The organism is Paenibacillus alkalitolerans (assembly GCF_016482785.1).
GTDB lineage: Bacteria > Bacillota > Bacilli > Paenibacillales > YIM-B00363 > Paenibacillus_AE > Paenibacillus_AE alkalitolerans.
Window position 1 is genome coordinate 26,850 of the sequence record NZ_JAEMXM010000010.1, and the last position, 19,166, is coordinate 46,015.

19 protein-coding genes are annotated in these 19,166 nt (G+C 50.4%); 6 read left to right on the forward strand and 13 right to left on the reverse strand.

Annotation, left to right across the window (positions count from 1 at the left end; translation table 11 throughout):
• Nucleotides 1-59: 59 nt before the first annotated feature.
• Nucleotides 60-1,430, reverse strand: coding sequence for an ABC transporter substrate-binding protein (locus JET16_RS16235; protein ID WP_199617515.1), 1,371 nt, complete (start codon nucleotides 1,428-1,430; stop codon nucleotides 60-62).
• A gap of 343 nt (nucleotides 1,431-1,773) precedes the next feature.
• On the opposite strand from JET16_RS16235, the gene JET16_RS16240 reads away from it, so the two are divergent.
• Nucleotides 1,774-2,784 (forward strand): LacI family DNA-binding transcriptional regulator, encoded by a 1,011-nt coding sequence (locus tag JET16_RS16240; protein ID WP_199617516.1) that lies wholly within the window; start codon nucleotides 1,774-1,776, stop codon nucleotides 2,782-2,784.
• A gap of 85 nt (nucleotides 2,785-2,869) precedes the next feature.
• Here the strand turns inward: JET16_RS16240 and JET16_RS16245 are convergent, their stop codons facing one another.
• The gene (locus JET16_RS16245; RefSeq protein WP_233531715.1) at nucleotides 2,870-3,172 is read right to left on the reverse strand and encodes a hypothetical protein; all 303 of its coding nucleotides are present in this window, start codon (nucleotides 3,170-3,172) and stop codon (nucleotides 2,870-2,872) included.
• A 593-nt stretch (nucleotides 3,173-3,765) separates the two neighbouring features.
• Between JET16_RS16245 and JET16_RS16250 the strand changes: the two genes are divergently transcribed.
• A complete protein-coding gene (locus JET16_RS16250) occupies nucleotides 3,766-4,224 on the forward strand; it encodes a C40 family peptidase (RefSeq protein ID WP_199617518.1) in 459 nt (152 codons plus the stop codon).
• Between the two features lie 94 nt (nucleotides 4,225-4,318).
• Here JET16_RS16250 and JET16_RS16255 read toward each other — a convergent pair whose 3' ends face one another.
• The 3 genes from JET16_RS16255 to JET16_RS16265 are packed head-to-tail and all read right to left on the reverse strand — an operon-like array spanning nucleotide 4,319 to nucleotide 6,523.
• Nucleotides 4,319-4,666, reverse strand: coding sequence for a hypothetical protein (locus JET16_RS16255; RefSeq protein WP_199617519.1), 348 nt, complete (start codon nucleotides 4,664-4,666; stop codon nucleotides 4,319-4,321).
• Between the two features lie 34 nt (nucleotides 4,667-4,700).
• On the reverse strand, nucleotides 4,701-5,093 hold the full coding sequence (locus tag JET16_RS30865; protein WP_199617520.1) for a YciI family protein: 393 nt from the start codon (nucleotides 5,091-5,093) through the stop codon (nucleotides 4,701-4,703).
• Nucleotides 5,094-5,128: 35 nt separating this feature from the next.
• Complete coding sequence (locus JET16_RS16265) at nucleotides 5,129-6,523, reverse strand: aminotransferase-like domain-containing protein (RefSeq protein ID WP_199617521.1); 1,395 nt, start codon at nucleotides 6,521-6,523, stop codon at nucleotides 5,129-5,131.
• Between the two features lie 109 nt (nucleotides 6,524-6,632).
• Here JET16_RS16265 and azlC point away from each other — a divergent pair, with 109 nt between their 5' ends.
• The gene (gene azlC / locus JET16_RS16270; protein WP_199617523.1) at nucleotides 6,633-7,352 is read left to right on the forward strand and encodes an azaleucine resistance protein AzlC; all 720 of its coding nucleotides are present in this window, start codon (nucleotides 6,633-6,635) and stop codon (nucleotides 7,350-7,352) included.
• Nucleotides 7,343-7,675 (forward strand): branched-chain amino acid transporter permease, encoded by a 333-nt coding sequence (locus JET16_RS16275; protein ID WP_199617525.1) that lies wholly within the window; start codon nucleotides 7,343-7,345, stop codon nucleotides 7,673-7,675. Before azlC ends, JET16_RS16275 begins: the two co-directional genes overlap by 10 nt.
• 415 nt (nucleotides 7,676-8,090) lie before the next feature.
• Here JET16_RS16275 and JET16_RS16280 read toward each other — a convergent pair whose 3' ends face one another.
• From JET16_RS16280 to JET16_RS16300, 5 genes are all read right to left on the reverse strand, one after another.
• The gene (locus tag JET16_RS16280) at nucleotides 8,091-8,693 is read right to left on the reverse strand and encodes a class I SAM-dependent methyltransferase (protein ID WP_199617526.1); all 603 of its coding nucleotides are present in this window, start codon (nucleotides 8,691-8,693) and stop codon (nucleotides 8,091-8,093) included.
• Nucleotides 8,694-8,760: 67 nt separating this feature from the next.
• Entirely contained in the window at nucleotides 8,761-10,260 is a 1,500-nt protein-coding gene (rlmD, locus tag JET16_RS16285) for a 23S rRNA (uracil(1939)-C(5))-methyltransferase RlmD (RefSeq protein ID WP_407673155.1), read from the reverse strand.
• On the reverse strand, nucleotides 10,253-11,272 hold the full coding sequence (locus JET16_RS16290; protein ID WP_199617713.1) for a diacylglycerol kinase: 1,020 nt from the start codon (nucleotides 11,270-11,272) through the stop codon (nucleotides 10,253-10,255). Before JET16_RS16290 ends, rlmD begins: the two co-directional genes overlap by 8 nt.
• Complete coding sequence (locus JET16_RS16295) at nucleotides 11,244-12,038, reverse strand: sirohydrochlorin chelatase (RefSeq protein ID WP_199617528.1); 795 nt, start codon at nucleotides 12,036-12,038, stop codon at nucleotides 11,244-11,246. The genes JET16_RS16290 and JET16_RS16295 overlap by 29 nt, the downstream gene beginning before the upstream one ends.
• A gap of 5 nt (nucleotides 12,039-12,043) precedes the next feature.
• Nucleotides 12,044-12,334 (reverse strand): YerC/YecD family TrpR-related protein, encoded by a 291-nt coding sequence (locus JET16_RS16300; protein ID WP_199617531.1) that lies wholly within the window; start codon nucleotides 12,332-12,334, stop codon nucleotides 12,044-12,046.
• Nucleotides 12,335-12,530: 196 nt separating this feature from the next.
• On the opposite strand from JET16_RS16300, the gene JET16_RS16305 reads away from it, so the two are divergent.
• Complete coding sequence (locus tag JET16_RS16305; protein WP_199617533.1) at nucleotides 12,531-12,992, forward strand: tyrosine protein kinase; 462 nt, start codon at nucleotides 12,531-12,533, stop codon at nucleotides 12,990-12,992.
• A 43-nt stretch (nucleotides 12,993-13,035) separates the two neighbouring features.
• Here the strand turns inward: JET16_RS16305 and JET16_RS16310 are convergent, their stop codons facing one another.
• Nucleotides 13,036-14,106, reverse strand: coding sequence for a DUF3048 domain-containing protein (locus JET16_RS16310; protein ID WP_199617535.1), 1,071 nt, complete (start codon nucleotides 14,104-14,106; stop codon nucleotides 13,036-13,038).
• A 147-nt stretch (nucleotides 14,107-14,253) separates the two neighbouring features.
• On the opposite strand from JET16_RS16310, the gene JET16_RS16315 reads away from it, so the two are divergent.
• On the forward strand, nucleotides 14,254-14,985 hold the full coding sequence (locus JET16_RS16315; RefSeq protein ID WP_199617536.1) for a L,D-transpeptidase family protein: 732 nt from the start codon (nucleotides 14,254-14,256) through the stop codon (nucleotides 14,983-14,985).
• A 25-nt stretch (nucleotides 14,986-15,010) separates the two neighbouring features.
• On the opposite strand, the gene JET16_RS16320 is transcribed toward JET16_RS16315, so the two are convergent.
• A complete protein-coding gene (locus tag JET16_RS16320; RefSeq protein ID WP_199617537.1) occupies nucleotides 15,011-15,784 on the reverse strand; it encodes a hypothetical protein in 774 nt (257 codons plus the stop codon).
• A gap of 129 nt (nucleotides 15,785-15,913) precedes the next feature.
• Nucleotides 15,914-18,781 (reverse strand): carbohydrate-binding protein, encoded by a 2,868-nt coding sequence (locus JET16_RS16325; protein WP_199617538.1) that lies wholly within the window; start codon nucleotides 18,779-18,781, stop codon nucleotides 15,914-15,916.
• Nucleotides 18,782-19,166: the final 385 nt, after the last annotated feature.

Below are 19,166 nucleotides of genomic sequence, written 5' to 3' on the forward strand. Positions count from 1 at the left end.
ATTGAAGGAACGACGGGGCCTGATTCGAGATCAGACCCCGTGATCCATCCGTTTTTTTATTACTTCGGAGCTGCCGCATCCCACTCGGATTGCGAAAGCTCAGCCAACTCTTCCGGCGTCTTGACCGGACCCGCCGGGGCCAGGAACTCCGCGTGGATGCTGGAGCCGCTGACATGTTCGCCCGCGTTGGCGCGGTTGATGAACAATTGGTCCCACGCGAGCTTGAAGCTCGACAAATACGGCTTGATTTCGTTGATGAACGGATCTTCGACCGTCACGTCGGCATTCGGAAGGAAGCCGGACGCTTTCACGAACTCCGCATAATGCTCCGGCTCGGACTGCATCGCGAGCCATTTCAGAGCGGCGTCTTTGTTCTTCGCTTTTTCCAGAACGACCCATGACATGTCGTATTTGCCGGCGAGAGAGTTGTTTTGAGACGCGTCGTTGCTGCCCGGGATCGGGAAGTAGCCGAATTCCAGGTTCGGGTCCAACGACTTGAGCGTCGGCGCGTTCCAGGTGCCGTCGGCGATCATGGCTACTTGGCCGCTGACGAACAGGCTCGGCAGCGAACCGTAGTCGACGCCCATGAAAGCGTCGATCGCATTCTCCATCAGAAACTGGGCTTTACCGAGAATTTCGATTTGTGCCGGGTCCGTAAATTTCGTCGTGCCGCGCCAGAGCCCTTCGATGAATGCCGCTTGGTCTTTGTGAACGGAGGCGGACAATCCTTGAACCGCAAGGTTGAACGGCCAAATGTCTTTTCCGGCGAATCCGAGCGGGGTGACGCCTTTTTCTTTCAGCGTGTTCACGACCGTTACGAATTCGTCCCATGTTGTCGGCACTTGCAGGCCGTTGTCGGCGAAAATCTTTTTATTGTAGTAAAGGCCGGTGAAGGACACCTTACCCATGTTGATGCCGTACACTTTGCCGTTGTACGTGGTGGAGTTTTGCACGTCAATCGAATTGTAGTTGGAGACGAACTCTTGGTTCGTCAAATCTGCAATCAAACCGGCATCGATCCATTGCTTCCACAGCGGGTCCTCGGCGCCTTTCGCCCATTCCTGCGGAATCGGGGCGAAACCGCTTTTCAGCGCCACCAAGTCGGCATCGTTGGCGTTAATGCGCGTTTGCTGCAGTTGGTCGTATGTGGCGTCCGAAGGAACGACGTCGTACACGACCTTGATGTTCGGGTAGCGTTCCATAAATTCCTTGTTGAACTCTTCGTAGTACTTGTTCACCGGCTCGTTGATCCAGTGAATGATTTTCAGCGTCACTTCTTCGTCCGGTTTCGCGCCGGATTCCGAAGCGGCCGGCTCCGAGGAGCTTTCGGAAGGCGTCTCCGACGTATTGCCGCCGCCGTTACCGCCGCAGGCTGCAACGACGAAGACCAGAACCAGGCTCATTAACCCTAATGCGTACTTCTTCAACATTCCTTGTTCCCCCTAATAATATGGATCGATTGCTCGAAAATTTTCAGAAAACGCCTTCAATGACTTTCCTCCGGCTCCCCTGAAACCAGGATTGAATGAGGATTTGGAATCCGAAACCGCTTTCGAAAATTACAGCTTTATTATTTCTCATCGAGGAGATTTTGTAAAGAGGGATTTCAAAAAAAATGTTGCCGGTCGACAATTCCAGTTATTTTAAGGTTTTTATTGACGAAACTGTTTCGTAAACCCTAAAATAGGTAGAGTGTTTACTATATAACGCATTTGCGGACTCGAAACCGATTTAGTCCATGTCCGACAATGAAATAAAGGAGAGCCCACAGCAATGAACATTAAAACAATTGCGAAAATGGCGGGCGTTTCCGTTGCGACCGTTTCGAAAATCATCAACAACTACAGCGATATCGGCGAAGAAACGAAGCAACGGGTTCTTAAAATTATGGAGGAAACGGGCTATCGCCCTTCTTCATCCGCCAAGACGCTCGCCACCAAAAAATCGAATCTGATCGGCGTTGTATTTGCGGGCGCGCTGAACTCCGACCTGAATCATCCTTTTTTCGTAAGCGTCCTCAACGCGTTCAAGAAACAAATCGGTCTGCTCGGATACGATCTTCTGTTCTTCTCCAACGAAACGTTCTTTCATTCCAAAGAAGATTATTTGGCGCGATGCCGCCACTTTCAAGTGGACGGCTGCATCATTATCGCCGGCGACGAAATCGAACCGAGCATTCACCAGCTGGACCAGAGCGAAATTCCTTGCATCGGAATCGATATTCCGCTGTCCGGTACCAACTCCGCCTATATTATGTCGGACAACGCGAAAATCTCGAAGCAAGTCGTGGAGCATCTGTATTTGAACGGATTCCGCGAGATCGGTTTTCTCGGTATTGAACGGCACTCGGAGGTCATCGCACTGCGGGAAAAAGCGTTCAAGGAATCGCTTAAAACGTTCGGGCTAGCCGTCAACCCCGATTGGTTCTTCTATAGCAAGGAATATGACGAGGAGAGCGGATATCAAGCGATGAAACGCGCGATCGCCGCCGGTTCCCTGCCTAAAGCGATGTTCGCGGTGACGGATCTACTCGCCTTCGGCGTCATGCGGGCGATGAAGGAACACGGTTTGCGAATTCCGGAAGATGTGGCCTTGATCGGATGCGACGATATCGACGCTTGCCCGTATACCGAGCCGGCGCTGACGACCGTCAGACAGGAGAAAGAAAGAATCGGCAAATTGGCCGCCATCATGCTGTTCGACATGATCAACAAGCAAATCGAGCCTTCGGCCATTCTGGTCGAGCCCGAATTGGTCGTGCGTCAATCTTGCCGCGCCCGATAAATCGATAACCGTATTCGGAGGGTGTCCGGTGTATGCAGCAATGAATAAACATGCAAAGAGCCCGGTGCGAATAACTCGCCCGGGCTCAATTTGCACCTTGTTCAATATTCAATTGTAAGCTCTTGTGTCTTTTCCAAACAATCAGTTTATAGAACAAGTGTGTCAGTCCCAAGGTCACCAGATAAACCAGAAACGAATTCAGTAAGTTCCATTTTTTATAATGAAATACTCCCACCCATTCGCCGACGGCTTCAAGTCCGACGGCAAAAAGCGAAACGGCTATCATATAAAGAAGAAGTTTCCATTCCTTGAACTTCCATGTTTCGTAAATATACAAGTAAAAATACGAAAAGGGACAGTAAGCAAACGCCAACAAAGGCTCAACCAAATCATACTTATCCTTATGGTCGTTTAAATCATACATATCAAGCGGGGGAAAAGCGATCATGAAATCATAGGTTTTGGCTATAGCTAACCCGTACAGCAATATTAACACAGGTCCATTAATTTCAATACGGTAAATAGCAACAAAAGAACGTTAACTATTGCCCAGGCGGTCAAGATCATGAATAAACCTCGTTCAATCCGTTTAGACGCTATCTTAACCAATTGAAGCCGGGTTTAAACCGCTCTTGCCCTAGTTTTCGGTTATCCGGTAAGTCGGCTTTCGCCCGACAATGTAATATCTGGTATTTACTGTGCAACTTGAGGCAGCCCTCAGTTGAAGCTTTGCCAGTGTTCTCAAGGAATTCGGCGTTTTAAGCCGCAAATGCCAAACGGATATTGGTAAATGCTGTGGGGTTCAGTCTTCTTTTCATATATGTTAACATGCGTTACTGGGAGCCAACCTCCAATTGTGAACTTATTCGGGTGTTCTTTTGCCATCGGGCATCGGTATTAACTTTCGCAACTTCGGGGATTTTTATGCCGCTGCAAATCGAAGCAATACTCATACAAATCACAGACTAGGAGTGAAAACCAATGTTCAAGAAGCTAGTTAGTACCACCACATTGATGCTGGTTGTTTCAATGCTGTTCGGAACATTGACGTTCGCAGCTACCGGTAAAGAGATCGCAAGCCGGGCCGACAATTACCTTGGCGACTTCAGATACAAGTTTGGTGCCGAGCCGTGGAATAGCGGTTACAGGTACTCCGACTGCTCTTCTTTCACAAAACTTGTGTTTAAGCGGGAAGGTGTGTACCTGCCTCGTACAAGCCGTCAGCAGGCCAAAAAGGGATACTATGTAGCGAAGCGCAATTTAGTAAAAGGCGACCTTGTATTCTTCGATACGAATGATGACGGCAGAATTAACCACGTAGGTATCTACATGGGTAGAGGCCGATTCATTCACAGCGCACCGTCTAACAAGGTCGGATTCAATAACCTGAACTATGGGTTCTGGGAAGATCATTATGTTACTGCGCGGCGTGTGAGATAAGAAGAAGCGACGCATTGAGGTGGCTCTCTCAACTCAATCCTTCCGCCATGCGGACCACAGGGCCGCAGAGGCGGAAGGCACTTTAGGCAAAAACTCATTTATACTTACCTGAAACAAAGCTCTTAGACTCGGAAGCAAGCGACAGCCACTCCGATTGAAAAGAGGCACCGATCACAACCCATTCTTTCATGGCCCGTCCTCGTCCCATGACGCAAGTTTCACATTTCCCGGTGGAAATCAAAGCGTCTACTTGCGGCTTCGGCAGTTTGACGATCAATCTCCCCTTATGGTGAAAAGCGAACATCTTTCCCGCATACTTCAATTCTCCCGAGGAACCGAATCTTTTCTTCGTGTGGTCAATGGTTGTCGTGACCTCCGGATCTTGAGACAGGATCCGTACGATCTCGTCGTAAGCTGCTTCCGGTGTTAGTTGTATAGTCACAGGTTAAAAACCGGCCGCACTTCAACAAAACCGCTTAAGGCTGCCGGAGCGCGGAGGCCCATTCAATCGCTTCGTCCGCGTCGCGAACGTCGATGACGTAATATCCGCTTAACTGCTCCGAACCATCCGTATGAGAACCTTCGCTCGCATGAACTTGTCCATTGGCGCATTTCACCGAATACGCCGTATTCCCAGGGTGCAGGATATTTCCAGGGTTGGCCAGTATACCGGCCTCCCTCATCGATTGGGTGAAGGCCTTCCACGCCGGCCAGTAACTCTCTTTCCGCATTTCGTCCGTCCGAGCCTCGAAATCGTCCTTGGTTTGGACCATTTTTTCGGGATCGGTGAGGAATGGGAAAAGGGTCTCCGGGCGACATTCGATGAATATTTCTTTGACGACCGGCTCCTCAATCCTGTCTATAATCACGGTTGAGTCGTTCCTCCTCTTCAGCTGCTGCGTGTTTAAAACCTGAGATTTTCTTTCAAGATCTCCAATCCTTTTTTTAATTCACCCAAAGAATTTGTAGACGCAAGTGCTATTCTCAAAAAATTGTCCTGTGCGCTGGCCCCGCTTAAAAAGCGATCTGAGTGAAAAACACGAATTCCTTTGTTCAGAAAGTAACTCTCCATGCGTGATGCATTAACATAGTCCGATATGGGAAGCCATCTATAAAAGCTTAGTGGATGACCAGTGTGGAGAGGTTGTGGGAAAAACTCTGAAAATAAACTGTTTGCAGACTGAGCTAGCTGCTTTTTTTCCTCAACAATTGCATTTGCTTTTCCAGATAAAATAAGTTCCGTTATAATCTCGGCATCCAATGAAGAAGTCTTGACATTAATATTAAAAATAGCCTTTATAATCCTCTCTTTAAATTTGTCCCCAAACACAATATATGCCACTCGGAAACCCGAACAGATGGACTTGGAGGTACTACAGATATAAACAGTTTGTTCTGGAAGAAGCTGATACATAGGCTGACGATAATCATCTATAATACCAGCTGTCAGAAAGGCATGAATATCATCTTCAATTAAAATCAAATGATGTTTTCGAATAATAGCGGCTAATTCCTTTTTGCGGTTTTCCGGAATCATTACAGTAGTCGGATTAGAACAAGAAGGCATCAAAAAAACGCCGTGCACATCCAATTGAAGACACTGATTTTCAAGCTCATTAGGCAGCATTCCGTGCTCGTCACCGGGAATCGGAACTAACTTAATACGAAACATTTTCGAAATCTCAATAAAATTTGCGTAAGTATAAATATCGACTGCGACCCGGTTTCCTGGTTCAAACAGAGCTAACAACGTAATTGCCAACGCATTCTGTGCTCCGGAAACAATGGCCATATTTTCTGTATCCGCATGGATGCCAAAAGCCTTCATCCAATGTAGCGCCGCTATTTTTTGATGAGGTATTCCTGTAGGATCATTGTAATTAAAGAGCTGCTCCAAATATCTTTTCTCTATCACGCTCTTGGCAGCTTCAGCTACAGTTGTATTGCTTTGCTCAAATGATGCAACAAAACCAAGATCGATAATTTCATTTGAGATTTTATCTTTTGAAATTGTGACGGAGCGTGCCGCGTTGGGCGCAACGAATGTACCGCTCCCTGTAACAGCATAAATTAAGCCTTTAAGTTCGCATAGTTTATACGCACGGGTAATAGTCGTAAAATTTACATCTAAAAAATCGGCTAACTCCCTTTGTGGCGGAAGTTTGGTGCCGGGAGCTAAAAATCCGTTTGCAATGTCATGTTCCAGTAATAAGGCGAGCGAAAGATAGACTGGACGTTTCAATGCGTCTCTGTCGGGTCTCCACGACATGGGGTAATCAGTGAAGGAATTTATAGGCATATAGTACCTCACAGAATTGTAATCCATACAATTATAGCATTGATTGTATGGATTTACGCTGCTAAAATGGCATGGAAAAGTAATCGTGCTGAGGAGATGCGGGCTAACCATGATTAGCAAAAACGAACTTCAAGCGGCATTTCGTGCGGCCTTTCCCTCTACTGTCCCTATATTAGCCGGCTTTTTATTCTTGGGGATTGCTTACGGCATCTTCATGAACGTATCGGGTTTTGGTGCGGGGTATTCCGTCCTTATGAGCCTGCTTATTTTTGCCGGTTCGATGGAGTTTGTCGCTGTCAGTCTGTTGCTTGGCGCTTTTAATCCATTGGGTGCACTGCTGCTAACTTTAATGGTAAACGCGCGTCATCTTTTTTATGGGATATCCATGCTTGAAAAGTACAGGGGGACCGGACTAAAAAAGATTTATCTGATTTTTGGTCTATGCGATGAATCTTTCTCCATCAATTACACAGCAAATATACCGCAAGAGGTGAATAAAGGATGGTACATGTTCTTCGTCACCGTGCTTAATCATAGCTACTGGGTGCTTGGGGCTTCAATTGGCGGGCTTTTTGGAGCGTTGGTGCAATTAAATATGGAAGGGCTTGAGTTTGTTATGACGGCTCTATTTGTTGTCATCTTTATTGATCAATGGATGAAAGAGACAGCACATCACAGCGCGTTACTGGGTCTAGGACTATCAATTTTATGCCTTTTCATTTTTAACGGCGGCAACTTTGTCATCCCTTCCATGATCATCATTCTCTTCGTACTCACATTGATGAGGAAGCAACTGGAGAAGAAAACAGGTGAAAGTACATGTCAATGACTGTATTAGAGCAAATTATCACGATTGGAATGGTCGTACTGGGAACCATGATGACAAGATTTATTCCATTTATTATTTTTCCTTCAGGCAGACCCACTCCAAGTTATGTGCAGTATCTCGGCAAAGTATTGCCCTCGGCAGCTCTAGGGTTACTGGTTGTCTATAGTATCAAAGATGTGGAATTTTTATCCGGCAACTACGGAGTACCCGAACTGATTTCTATTGTTCTAGTTGCTTTGCTCCATATTTGGAAGAGAAATATGTTTTTGTCGATTGCAAGCGGTACTTTCGCCTATATGTTTTTGATTCAGTTTTTATTTTAGAAGAATCGAAGCGTAAAGCGGGTGCCATTACTTATCGGCACCCCGCCCATTTTAACAACACTGAACACTCCACATGTGAGGAGATGACAGGGAGTACACAAATCAACAGGGATGACATTTGCTCAATCATAGGGCGGCTTTCCAAAAGTCGCTCCTTTTTATTTCATCCAAACATTTTCCAAAAGTCGTATATACATCAGATTCTTCTTCGCCAAAAATTTCAACTCCATTATCTTTTAATATCCCATTTCACAATAATGGCATGGGTCGCCAAATAAAGATATTCTATGATGCATTATTGCATTATGATGAACTCCTGAAACCCCAGTTATTCTTTCATATTAATTTGTCTCTTTTCAATATTCTCTCATTAATCTCAAGTCTAGCAACAGGATAAAAACATCTGACTTAGCGTTTATTTTTGAGAATCTAGTATGAATAAAGATGCATCATGGCCCATGAATATTTTACTTCCAGTATAAAAAGTTTTAGATTGAATTTCTCTGTACCCTATATTAGTCATGAGGTCAATAAGCTTTTCTTGATCAAATCCGTTATGAACCATATCTGAGACTATTTCTTCATTTTTATTAAAATCTACGATTATTAAATGCCCTCCTAGATTTAGAACATCATATAATCTCGATAAAACTAACTCAACATCATTAATATGGAGTAAAACCTGAGCCATAAAAATATAGTCTGCATGTATATCCGATCGATCTTCCTTTTCGAAATCAAAACATAATGTATCAACATTCTGAATATTAAAGTCAGCAATTTTCTGTTTTATTTGATTAATCATATTTTGCGATGTATCCAGAAAAAGCATAGAATTGAAATCATTTAACAAGTTCATTCCAACAAGACCAGTTCCACACCCAAAATCAATAGCGTTCTTATTATTAGCGTCAACTAAATATTCACGAATGGCATCTGATGATACCTTTGCCATTTGAACTCTTTCAGAAGTATCATAACTACTAGCTATCATTTCAAACTTATCAGTATTTCCCATTATTATCTCTCCAATCTGCGTTAATATAGATTAACTACAACCTCTCTCCCCTCGAATTAAGGTACAGTTATTGGGCTGTATCTTTTCTTTCAAGTCTCACTATCACCTCCACATGCGCCGTGTGCGGGAACATGTCCACCGGCTGCACTTCGACGGTGCGGAAGCCGCCGTCCTCCAGAACGCGGAGATCGCGGGCGAGCGTGGACGGGTTGCACGACACATACACAACCCGCTTCGGCCGCATCGCGACGATCGTGTCCAGCAGGGCGGCGTCGCAGCCCTTGCGGGGCGGGTCGACGACGATGACGTCGGCGTCGATGCCTTCTTCGCGCCACGCGGGGATGACGGCTTCGGCCCGGCCGACGGCGAACTCGACGTTGGCAATGCCGTTAAGCCGCGCGTTCGCGCGAGCGTCTTCCACGGCGTCGGGCACGATTTCGACGCCGTACACGCGGCGAGCTTTTCCCGCCAGGAAAAGCGAGATCGTTCCGATGCCGCAATAAGCATCGATCACGGTTTCGCCGCCGGTGAGGGCGGCGTATTCAAGCGCGGTGCGGTACAGCACTTCGGTCTGCGCCGGGTTCACTTGGTAGAACGACCGGGCCGAGATCGCGAACCGGATCCCGCCGATCGAATCGACGATCGAATCCTTCCCCCAAAGCGTGACGGTTCGCTCTCCGAAGACGGCGCGCGAGCGTTCCGGATTCACGTTCATGCAGATGCTTGCAACTCCCGGAACCTCCGCACAAATGCGTTCGATTAGCTCCTCGAAAACCGCACACGACGACTCCGTCACTACCAGCACGACCATCACTTCCCCGGAAGCGAAAGCGTACTTCGCCACCACGTGCCTCAACCAGCCGGTGTGCGATTTCTCGTCGTACGCTTCCACCCCCAGCTCCCGCGCGATACGCTTGACGGCCGCGACCGTCTCATCGTTGCGTTCATGCTGGATCAAACAAGTGTCCATATCCGCGATATCGTGCGACCCTAGCGCATAAAATCCGCCGACGAGCCCGCCTTCCCCCAGATCGAAGCCAATCGGCACCTGCGCTTTATTGCGGTAACGCCAAGGCTCGTTCATTCCTATAGCAGGATGGACAATCGCGCCGCCGCCGTCTCCAACCCGGAGCTTGCCGATCCGCTCAAGCGCATCGACAACCATCTTGCGCTTCCATGCCAGCTGCGCCGGATAAGCCAGATGCTGCAGTTGGCACCCTCCGCACTGCTCGTATATCGCGCACGGCGGAGCGACGCGGTCGGAGCTTTCCTCCAACACCTGAATCAAGTCCGCGCGTCCGAACTGCTTCTTCACTTCCGACACGCGCGCCTTTACCCGCTCCCCAGGCAGCGCGCCGGGAATAAACAACGTGTAACCTTCGTACCTCCCGACGCCCTCTCCTTCATGTCCGAGACCGATCACACCGGCTTCGACGATCTCATTCATCTCAACGGGCGGCCTCCGCCCGGCTTCTGGTGCGGCTCCGCGAACACCATGCTTCTCTATAGAAGAAGCAAGGCCGGGCCCTCTGCGGTCCCGACCGTTCATTCGAGTATGTTTATTCATGCCGCGCAATCACTCCGCTCATCGTTACTCCGCCGCCTACCCCGCCTGCGCCTCCAGACGCGCCAAAGCCGACTCCCGTCGAACCCGGCTGTCCGGGCTTCGACAGATGGTAGCTGGCCTTGCCCAGCGGGTCAACGAACAATCCCAGATGGCTGGGCAGCACCGTAATTTCGCAAGGCAGCGTGCCGCCGAATTCTCCGTCCAAATTTAACTGAACGTAATCTTTCGATTCGATCGTCAGGCGGCTCGTCTGAAAGTTTACCACCAACGGGTCGGACACCGTTTCTCCGCGCACGATTAAGGAGACCAGCCGGATAAAATCCGGCAACGTGCACTTGCGCAGCAAATACACGTCCATCAAACCGTCGTCGATCTTCGCGTCCGGCGCCAACCGTTCAAAGCCGCCGACGGAGCTCGTATTGGCCACTAGGAACAGCATCATCTCTTCGTGCAGCTCGACTTCCTTCGAGCGGACCGTCATCTCGATCGGCCGCAAGCGGGGCAGTTTCTCCAAACCCTTCATATAATAAGCGAGCTGTCCGAGCATCGTCTTCATCTTGCTCGGCACTTCATACGTCAATTCCGTCAGCGAACCGCCGCCGGCAATATTGATAAAGTACCGCTTGTTCAGCCGGCCGATATCGACCTTCCGCTCATGGCCTTCGGCGATGATGTCGATCGCCGCGTCCCACGAGCGCGGAATGCCGAGCGCCCGCGCCAAGTCGTTGGTCGTGCCAAGCGGAAGAATGCCTAACGGGGGGCGATGCTCCGCCTCCGCAAGACCGCTGACGACTTCGTTGATCGTACCGTCGCCGCCCGCGGCAATGACGATGTCGAACCCGCGCCGGGCCGCTTCCGCCGCGGCAAGCGTAGCGTCGCCGGAGCCGACGGTTGCGTGCGTGGACGTTTCGAAGCCGTACCCTTCCAGCCGCTGCAGCACGTCCGGCAGCCGCCTTCTCATCTCTTCCCGTCCGGATGTCGGATTATAAATGAGTCTCGCTCTCTTGGCCATCATGATCTTGCTCCTCCAGCTTCTCCGCAATGCGCCGTTCCATCCATCGCGATAACAGAGGATGCGGCAGCAGCGAACGGCCGTTATATCGAACATCATACCCTTCAAACCGCTCCGGTATGACTTTCTCGGTAAAATACCCCTCGCTGACGAACAGCGGTACGACGAGCACTGCCCGCTCCGGGTGCCGCGAGCGCCAGAAGTCCATCTTCGAAGGAATTTGATCCGGAAGCAGCATCGCTCCGTCTCCCGCCGCAAATCCGCCCTTCTCGCAAAGCCGGCCCGCGATTCGTTCCAATACGCCGCGCCAAATCAGGTGGAACCCTTCCATCGCGCTGCCGTGACCGACGACAAGCACGAGCTCCTGCTCGGGAGTAACGGATAAAGGAAGCATTTTCTCATACAAAATGTCCACAATATCCGGATCGTCGTCGATCGGCGCACAAAATCGAACCCGAGCCCGGCGGCGAAACGGCTCAAGGTCCGTCTCCACCCGACAGTCCGGCTTTGCGCCGAGCGCCCAGGAGATTTCCTCGACATGGGTGCTTCCGGAAGAGATGAAGAGCGGCACGACGATCATCTCCGTTACTCCCCGCGCTTCCAATTCGCCGATGCCGTCTTGGATGAGCCTTCCTTCAACGATTTCCAAGAACGAAGAGACAATCGGAACGGAAATTCGGCGCCGTACCGCGTCGACCGCTTCGTCTACAAGCCGCACCCATTCGCTGTTGCGCGAGCCGTGGGAAATGACCAGTACCCCTTGCATCCCTGTTATCTCCCAAGCCGCTCCAGCGTAAACTTATATCCGTCGTTTCCGTAGTTCAAGCATCGCTTTACCCGGGAAATGGTCGCCGTGCTCGCACCGGTTTCCGTTTCGATCTGGTTGTACGTGCTTCCCTTGCGCAGCATCCGCGCCACTTCAAGCCGCTGGGACAGCGATTGAATCTCGTTGATGGTGCAGAGATCATCAAAGAATAAATAACATTCTTCCAAATTTTCCAGCGTGAGAATCGCCTCGAACAGTTGATCGATCGATTTATCGTTGAGCTTCTTCAATTGCACTTCAAAGTTTCCCCCTTGGTCGGACGTTAACGCATTAAAATTTTACAATGTTATAGTACCATGTTCTGCCTGAATCGTAAAAGTCCTGTAACATGTTGTTGCGAAAATCGGGACATCAGTCCATACAAAACATTCGCCTACCACATAAAGTGTAGTATGAAAGCCTAAGACTCGCGAAAAAAGGACAGTGAGCGCAGTGAATAAACAGGTACATGTCAGAAACACGCCGTATTACGATGGAGTACAGTACCCGGCGCCCACGCCGCAAACCAACGGTTTTCTGCCGCCGTACGGCGGACCGGCCGACTTCGGCGCGCAAACGGGGGGTCCTCCCGCATTGCCTGCCGCAACCGGGGGCGGAGCCGGCGGAGGCGGATTAGCCGGATTGCTGGGCAATCTCGGCAACATCCGTCAAATAATCGACCGCATGGGCGGTATCGACGGCGTACTGGAGAACGTTACGAAGGTGCAGAAAATTATGGGCACTCTGCAGCAGATGGGCCCGATGCTGAAGCTCGTGATGGGCAGCTTCGGCAAAGGCAAATCGGCAATCGCTTCTGATGACGATTACGATGAATATCCCCGCCGCCGCAGACGCAGACGACGCCGCAGAAGAAGCGGTTCAACCCGCCCCTCGGCAAAGCGCCGCCGGCGCTAATTCAAGGTAAGAGGCGCTCGAACGGAAATTCGTTCGGGCGCCCTTACCCGGCAACGCCGGCGGCTTCGCCGCCAACATCGACTTTGGACAAGCTCGGCACGACATGGACCCATGTTTGTCCGGGCAGCAACGGCAATTCAACGCTGCCGGCATAAGCGCGAATAACTCCGTTCTTGTTTTCCCATGTAATCTCTCGCAGCTTGCCGCGTTGCAGCAAATAGCCTTTGTCCGGTCCGAACACGTCGACGTTCCTGCGCCCGGCATTGTCCAAGATCCGGTGATCCGTCTCGCAAATAAGGACGTTCGCCGCCGTTATTTGCTCCCCCGATTCAGCGTCGGTATGCGGCTTTCCCTTCATCGACCTGCGGTATAATCCGGGGCCGGCATCGTATTCGTAACCGGCGGTGTAACCGTTGATATACGGAATAGTCACACTGGCGACGGCTTGTCCCTCATTCGAAAATGCTTCCACGCTCTCGGCAAAAGCCAATACCGGATCGGTCCAGCTTTCGCGGAACTTCTTGTCCTTCGCGCCTTCCTTGATCATCTCTGTGCTCGTATACAGATTATGCGGCGCTTTGCGGGACTTCTCCCGCCAATAATATTTGTGGTCGCCGTATACTTGATCGAGATGGTTCAAACGGTTCTTGCTGATCACGTTCATCGCGTCCTGGCTCCAGCCGGCATGAACGATCACGGCGTCCAAACCCGCGCCGAGCTCCACGAAATACGGCCGAATGCTCCTGACGGGACCGATCTTCTCGACGGTTTGGCTGTGATATACCGCGACAAATCTGGTGATATCGCCCTCCGCCAATATTTCATAGACGATATCCGCTTTGTGCAAACCCGATTGCGGCCGCGCCGCCGGCGAATTTTCCACCATCACTACGGCCGGGCGATCCGTAAGCTGCAGCTGCGACGGAGTTCCGGTCAACGGATGACGGTAGGGCGCTATCGGTTCCGCCTCTTTCTCCTGTGTTACCGGTTCCGTTGGTTCCGGTTCCGTAACGGCCGTCTCCTCGGCCGGCTGTTCCGGCACTTGCGAACATGCTGTAAGAAGCAGGGAAGCGGAAAGAAAGATGACGGCGGTTCGTTGCAGGGATCGATTCATTCGTTCACCTCGGTAAATATGTATGACTGCTACTCTATTATAACGGTTTTAGCCGGTGATGGGTTGCGAAATGGGATAGAAAGAATGATGATGGGAAATTCTAACTTTAACCACAATATTTTGAACGAAGGCGGGAGTCAGTGAAAGATGTCGTATGAAAAATGGTTCGCGTTCGCCAATAAAACACGGTTACTAACACTATTGGCTATATTGGCGGCAGCGCTCGCGGCGGGGCCATGGTACGGGGAGGTTCAGGCGGAAGGCGGCGCCGCATCGCAGCCGAAACCGTTAAGCAAGCCGGACGGGGAAGTTTCCATCGTCATCGACCCTCAAGCCCACCGGCTGACGGTATTTGTAGACGGAGTTCCGCGCAAAGCGTACCCGGTGGCGATCGGCAAGCGCAAGACTCCGACGCCGATCGGGGATTTCACAGTGGCGAATAAACATATAAACTGGGGTTCCGGCTTCGGCACAAGGTGGATCGGACTTAGCGTTCCATGGGGCGTGTACGGGATACACGGAACGAACCGCCCCGGCTCGATCGGCACCAACGCATCGCACGGCTGCATCCGCATGTTGAACCGGCATGTGGAAGAACTGTATCCGTGGGTAAAAATCGGCACGAAAGTGACGATCTACGGCCACGCGCTGCGCGGTCTCAAAGAAGAGCCCCGGTGGCTGGTGAAAGGCCATACCGGCCTCGACGTCCAACTCGTGCAAAACCGGTTGAAAGCGGCGGGTTATTTCGACGGCACCTGCAACGGAATATTCGGCCCCGCCACCGACCGGGCCGTGCGCGCGTATGAGCGGTCACAGGGATTGCTCGCCGACGGAATTGTTGACCGGACGGTTTACGAGGCGCTGGGGCTCATCGAATAAGCCGTTATTCAAGGCAATGAGCCGGTCAAGGCAAGCTTTTCAAATAATCGATGGCTTCGTCGAATGTATCCACGGAAACGATCTTTACGTCCAGATTCAATTGCTTTGCGGCCGTTTCGGCTTCCGTTTCGTTGCTCCATTCGCCCCATTCGTCCTTATCCGCCGGGATAAAGAACAGGTCGATTCCCTCTTTCCCGGCGGTTATCAGTTTATGCTTTATCGATCCGACCGAACCGACCGTTTCATCCGCTTCCAGCGTGCCTGTACCTGCGATTTTGTAGCGTCCTCCCCGTGAGAAATCTTGGCCAGTGGCTTCTTCATACAGGCCGACTGCCACCATTAATCCGATCGAATCGCCGTATAGATTTTGCGTTTGCGCGAGCAATTTCTCCAGACGGCCGCCGGTTTCAACCGTGCCTCTCTCTGCCTCCGCAACCTCTTCCACGGCCTCTAGAGCGTTGCTAATCGTCGCTTCCTTGGTCTCGGTTTCGATGTATGTCTCTTCATAAGTATCGTAATACTCTTTCGGAATGGAATAAAACTCGGTTTCCGGCCCGTAGATGAGCGGCTGCACCCATTTTTCCAACAAATTCGCCGTTACCCCTCCATACACATACGTGTAGCGCACGCTCCCCTTCACTCCGATCTCTGAAACAGGCACCGTTTCGCCCGGAGCTTCGAATTCGTAATAAACGGGGATCGCGGAAACGACAGTCACTGCTGAAACAATTGCGAGAAACACCGCCACGATAACCCATTCCGGCCGTATGATTTGGCGCCTCTTCTTCAATACAGTCATATGTCACCTTTTTTATGCAATATATGTTCCCATTGTACTGAAAAAACCGCCCGGCGTGGAGCAAATGTTAATGGTAAAAAAAAAAAGCCCGGCACCGCGGCCGGGTCAAACATTTGTTCATTTTTCGTTTCATTTCGGTTTGATTACAAAATAGTCGATCTTGCCGATCTCCTGTCCCGCAACACCCTCAAACGTGAAATATACGTTTTGCGTGCCGACGGTTTCTGCGATCGGAACATTTGAAGTGACCCAGCTCTGCCATCCGCCCGTGGAAGTGACGTTAAACGTACCTATAACGGTACCCGTCGGGCTTCCCAGCCGTACCCTCATCGTACCTGAAGCGGCCGAGGCGACCCTGAAGTCGATGCTTTTCATCCCCGTCAGATTAACTTCGCTGTAAGCGGCCCAGTCTCCGGGATGCAGCGAACCGATTTTCAGCAACCCCGTTTCGGTACCCGACAATGTCTCGGTCGCAATCCCCATTTGAGAACTGTATCCCTCAGCTTCTATCTTGGCTGAAGTCGGAGCCTGCGCTGCCGAAGGCGGGGCGTATACCTCAAAGTCCCATAACGAAAATCCGTACAGGGTGCCGCTTTTGAGCCCCAACATCCTCACATACCTTGCCTCGGTTGCCGCAAAAGATATTTCGTCTATTCCTCCATTGCCCGTATTCGTATAGAATACGTCTCTCCAATTCACGGAATCGCCGGACACCTGAATCTTGTATTCCTTTCCGTAGGCTCCCTCCCAGTTCAATCTAACTTTGTTTACGGTCTTGACCGCACCGAGGTCCGTGTATATCCACTCATTGTCGGTATAATTCGATGCCCAGCGCGTAGCGGAATTCCCGTCGACTGCATTCCCGGCGGCCATTTTCGCTGAAGGACTGGCAGCAACAGTGGCTTTCATGGAAAGATTCACCCCTCCGTACGAGTGGATATTTTCCAAACCGGAGTGTGCGGTCTTCATAATGTTAACCATGTCCGTATACGGCTGATCCTGCTGATTGACAAGGCCGAGGTTGTAGCTCTCGCCGTCCGGGCGCCCGGTAACCGGCTGATCGAAGTATGAAAACCATCCCGAACCCACAAACAAAGGATGCTCGGCCTGGCTTTCTACGAATGTTTGGAAAGCCCTTCCTCTGTCCGCTACGCTTGTTGTCATCGTTGCCGCACTGATATACGAAAGTCCGCGCTCGGATGAGCCGAATGAATATTCCAGATTCAACAAGGGTTTCCCATAAGCTTCGTATCTGGAAATCCACGACCCGTCTCTCGTATAGCTGTCTACAGAAAAGGCGTCTACATACGGCATAGCCGCTTGATCCCAATCCAAACTCGTTCGCCAAGTAGGAACGATAGACGTGCCCAGGAACAGATGGTTCGGGTCGTATTTTTTGATGATGTCCCTGATCATGGAATAGTACGTTCTGGATGCCAGCCTGATATATTCCGATACATCGACGGCGGGAACATTGGCGATATTGATCGGGATATCTTTCAAAGCGTCAAACGACGCGGCGTTCGTACCCAGAAGCCGGTTGACGGCGGCGAGGTTGTTGTTGTATCTTGGCGCAAGAAAATCCACGAATGCGCTCTTCGCCGGTGACGTGGAAGAATATGTCAGCACCTTTTTTACGATTTCCGCATCCCAACCGGCTTCATTGTCGTAGGCGTAGCCGATCAACCACTTACTGTATCTCGCATTGTGAAGCTGTGCCTTCAGCGCGTTCTCGATGATAGGGCCGCTCTGCGGGTCAAACACGTCGTACGACCATAGTATCCTTCTCAAATTCCAAGGGTCATTCAGGACTTGAATGTACGGAAACGTTATGTTTTTCGGTTTGGTCCACTTGCTAAAGGTATTAAAGCCCCATTGGATCAAGCGCTTTTTGGTAATATCCTCCCACTTCTCCTCGTAGTCGCTTCCGTATTTTTTCATCACATTGGCGACGACGAAGTTGACGTATTCGCCGTTGGCATCTTTGGTGTAGGCGGGAGCGTAAGCGGTCCGGTCGGGCAGTTCTTCAAAAATCTGCTTCAGGGTGCCGTCCGGTTTCAGGATAGAAGTCTTGTATCCGTACTCCCACAAACTTGTTGCATCCACCCCCTTAACAATAAAGGGATATCCGTCCGGCGTAATGAACCACCATTTGCCGTCGATATTTTGAAGCCTGAAGTACCCTGTGTTTGCGTACTTGCCCCGGCATTTAATTCCTCCGTATTGATCGTATTTTGTCAGATCCAACGAAACGTTCGCCAATGCGGCGGCCTCATCGGCATATTCCCGCTGCAGCTGCGCGTCGGATGTCACCTTCCCCGGCCACGTTTCATTCATCCATTGACCGTATTTGTCAGCCAACAGAGCTTCTTTCTTCAGTTCGGCTTTCAATTCCTCGGCTGTAAAAGCGGGTTTCGCATTCTGTCCTTCGAGGCCGACGCCTCTGTAAATTTCAACTTCCGTCAAGGGAATATGTTGATAGGCTTGGGTTCGTCTAATGTTCAGCACGATAAACCTGGCCGTCTTGTTCGACATCGGTACGGTTACCGAATAGTTCAACTCGGTTCCCGCTCTTACGTGTCTGGCTGCAATGTAATAACCTGTTGCCGACTCGGGACGATACTTTACGGTAATGTCTTTAAATCCCCAATATTTGTTAGGTGAATTCAGCGCCAGGCGGATCTCGTCCAAGGGATAATCCTTAAGCAGGTCAATGATCACATTCACTGTCCCGTGAGAGGTCGCGCTCCCCATCCAGCCGGCATAAGCCGGGCCTCCGTCAAACAGAACACCGTTAGCCGAGGATATAATCCCGGTCGCTCGCCAGTCGGGAGAGTTCCCTCCGTCCGGAGCAGGACTATGAATATAATTCCCTGTTTTTAGCAGAGTGCCTTCCCCACGAACTTTACCGGTTGGAATAATCACCGATGTGACGACAAATGCCAACATGAACGACAAAACACCGCTTCGATAAAACTTGGACCATTTCTTCTGCATTATCTATCCTCCTCATGTCATAATTTATTTATCGTCCTTTCGAACCAATAATGTAAGTGGTAATTCCATGTAAAAAGCCGATCCTGCGATAGGATCGGCTTTAGAAGGTTAAATGATTGAAGTCTTAGAGTAATGTGCCGGTGTGTTTTGTTTTGCTTCCTTTCGCTCGCTCTCCCGGTTGCTCAGGAACTTTACGGCGTCGGCTTCCTTTTCAAACGCTCTCCCCACAACTCAGAATCACTTTTGCACATCCGCCCCAGAAATCACTTTGCACATCAGCTTGAAAATGCTCCCGCATACTCCGTATTACCTCTGTCCCAGACTCAGAACTCCACTATCCTCACAATTTCGAATATGGGTGCATCGCGTTCATTCTCTGAGCCGA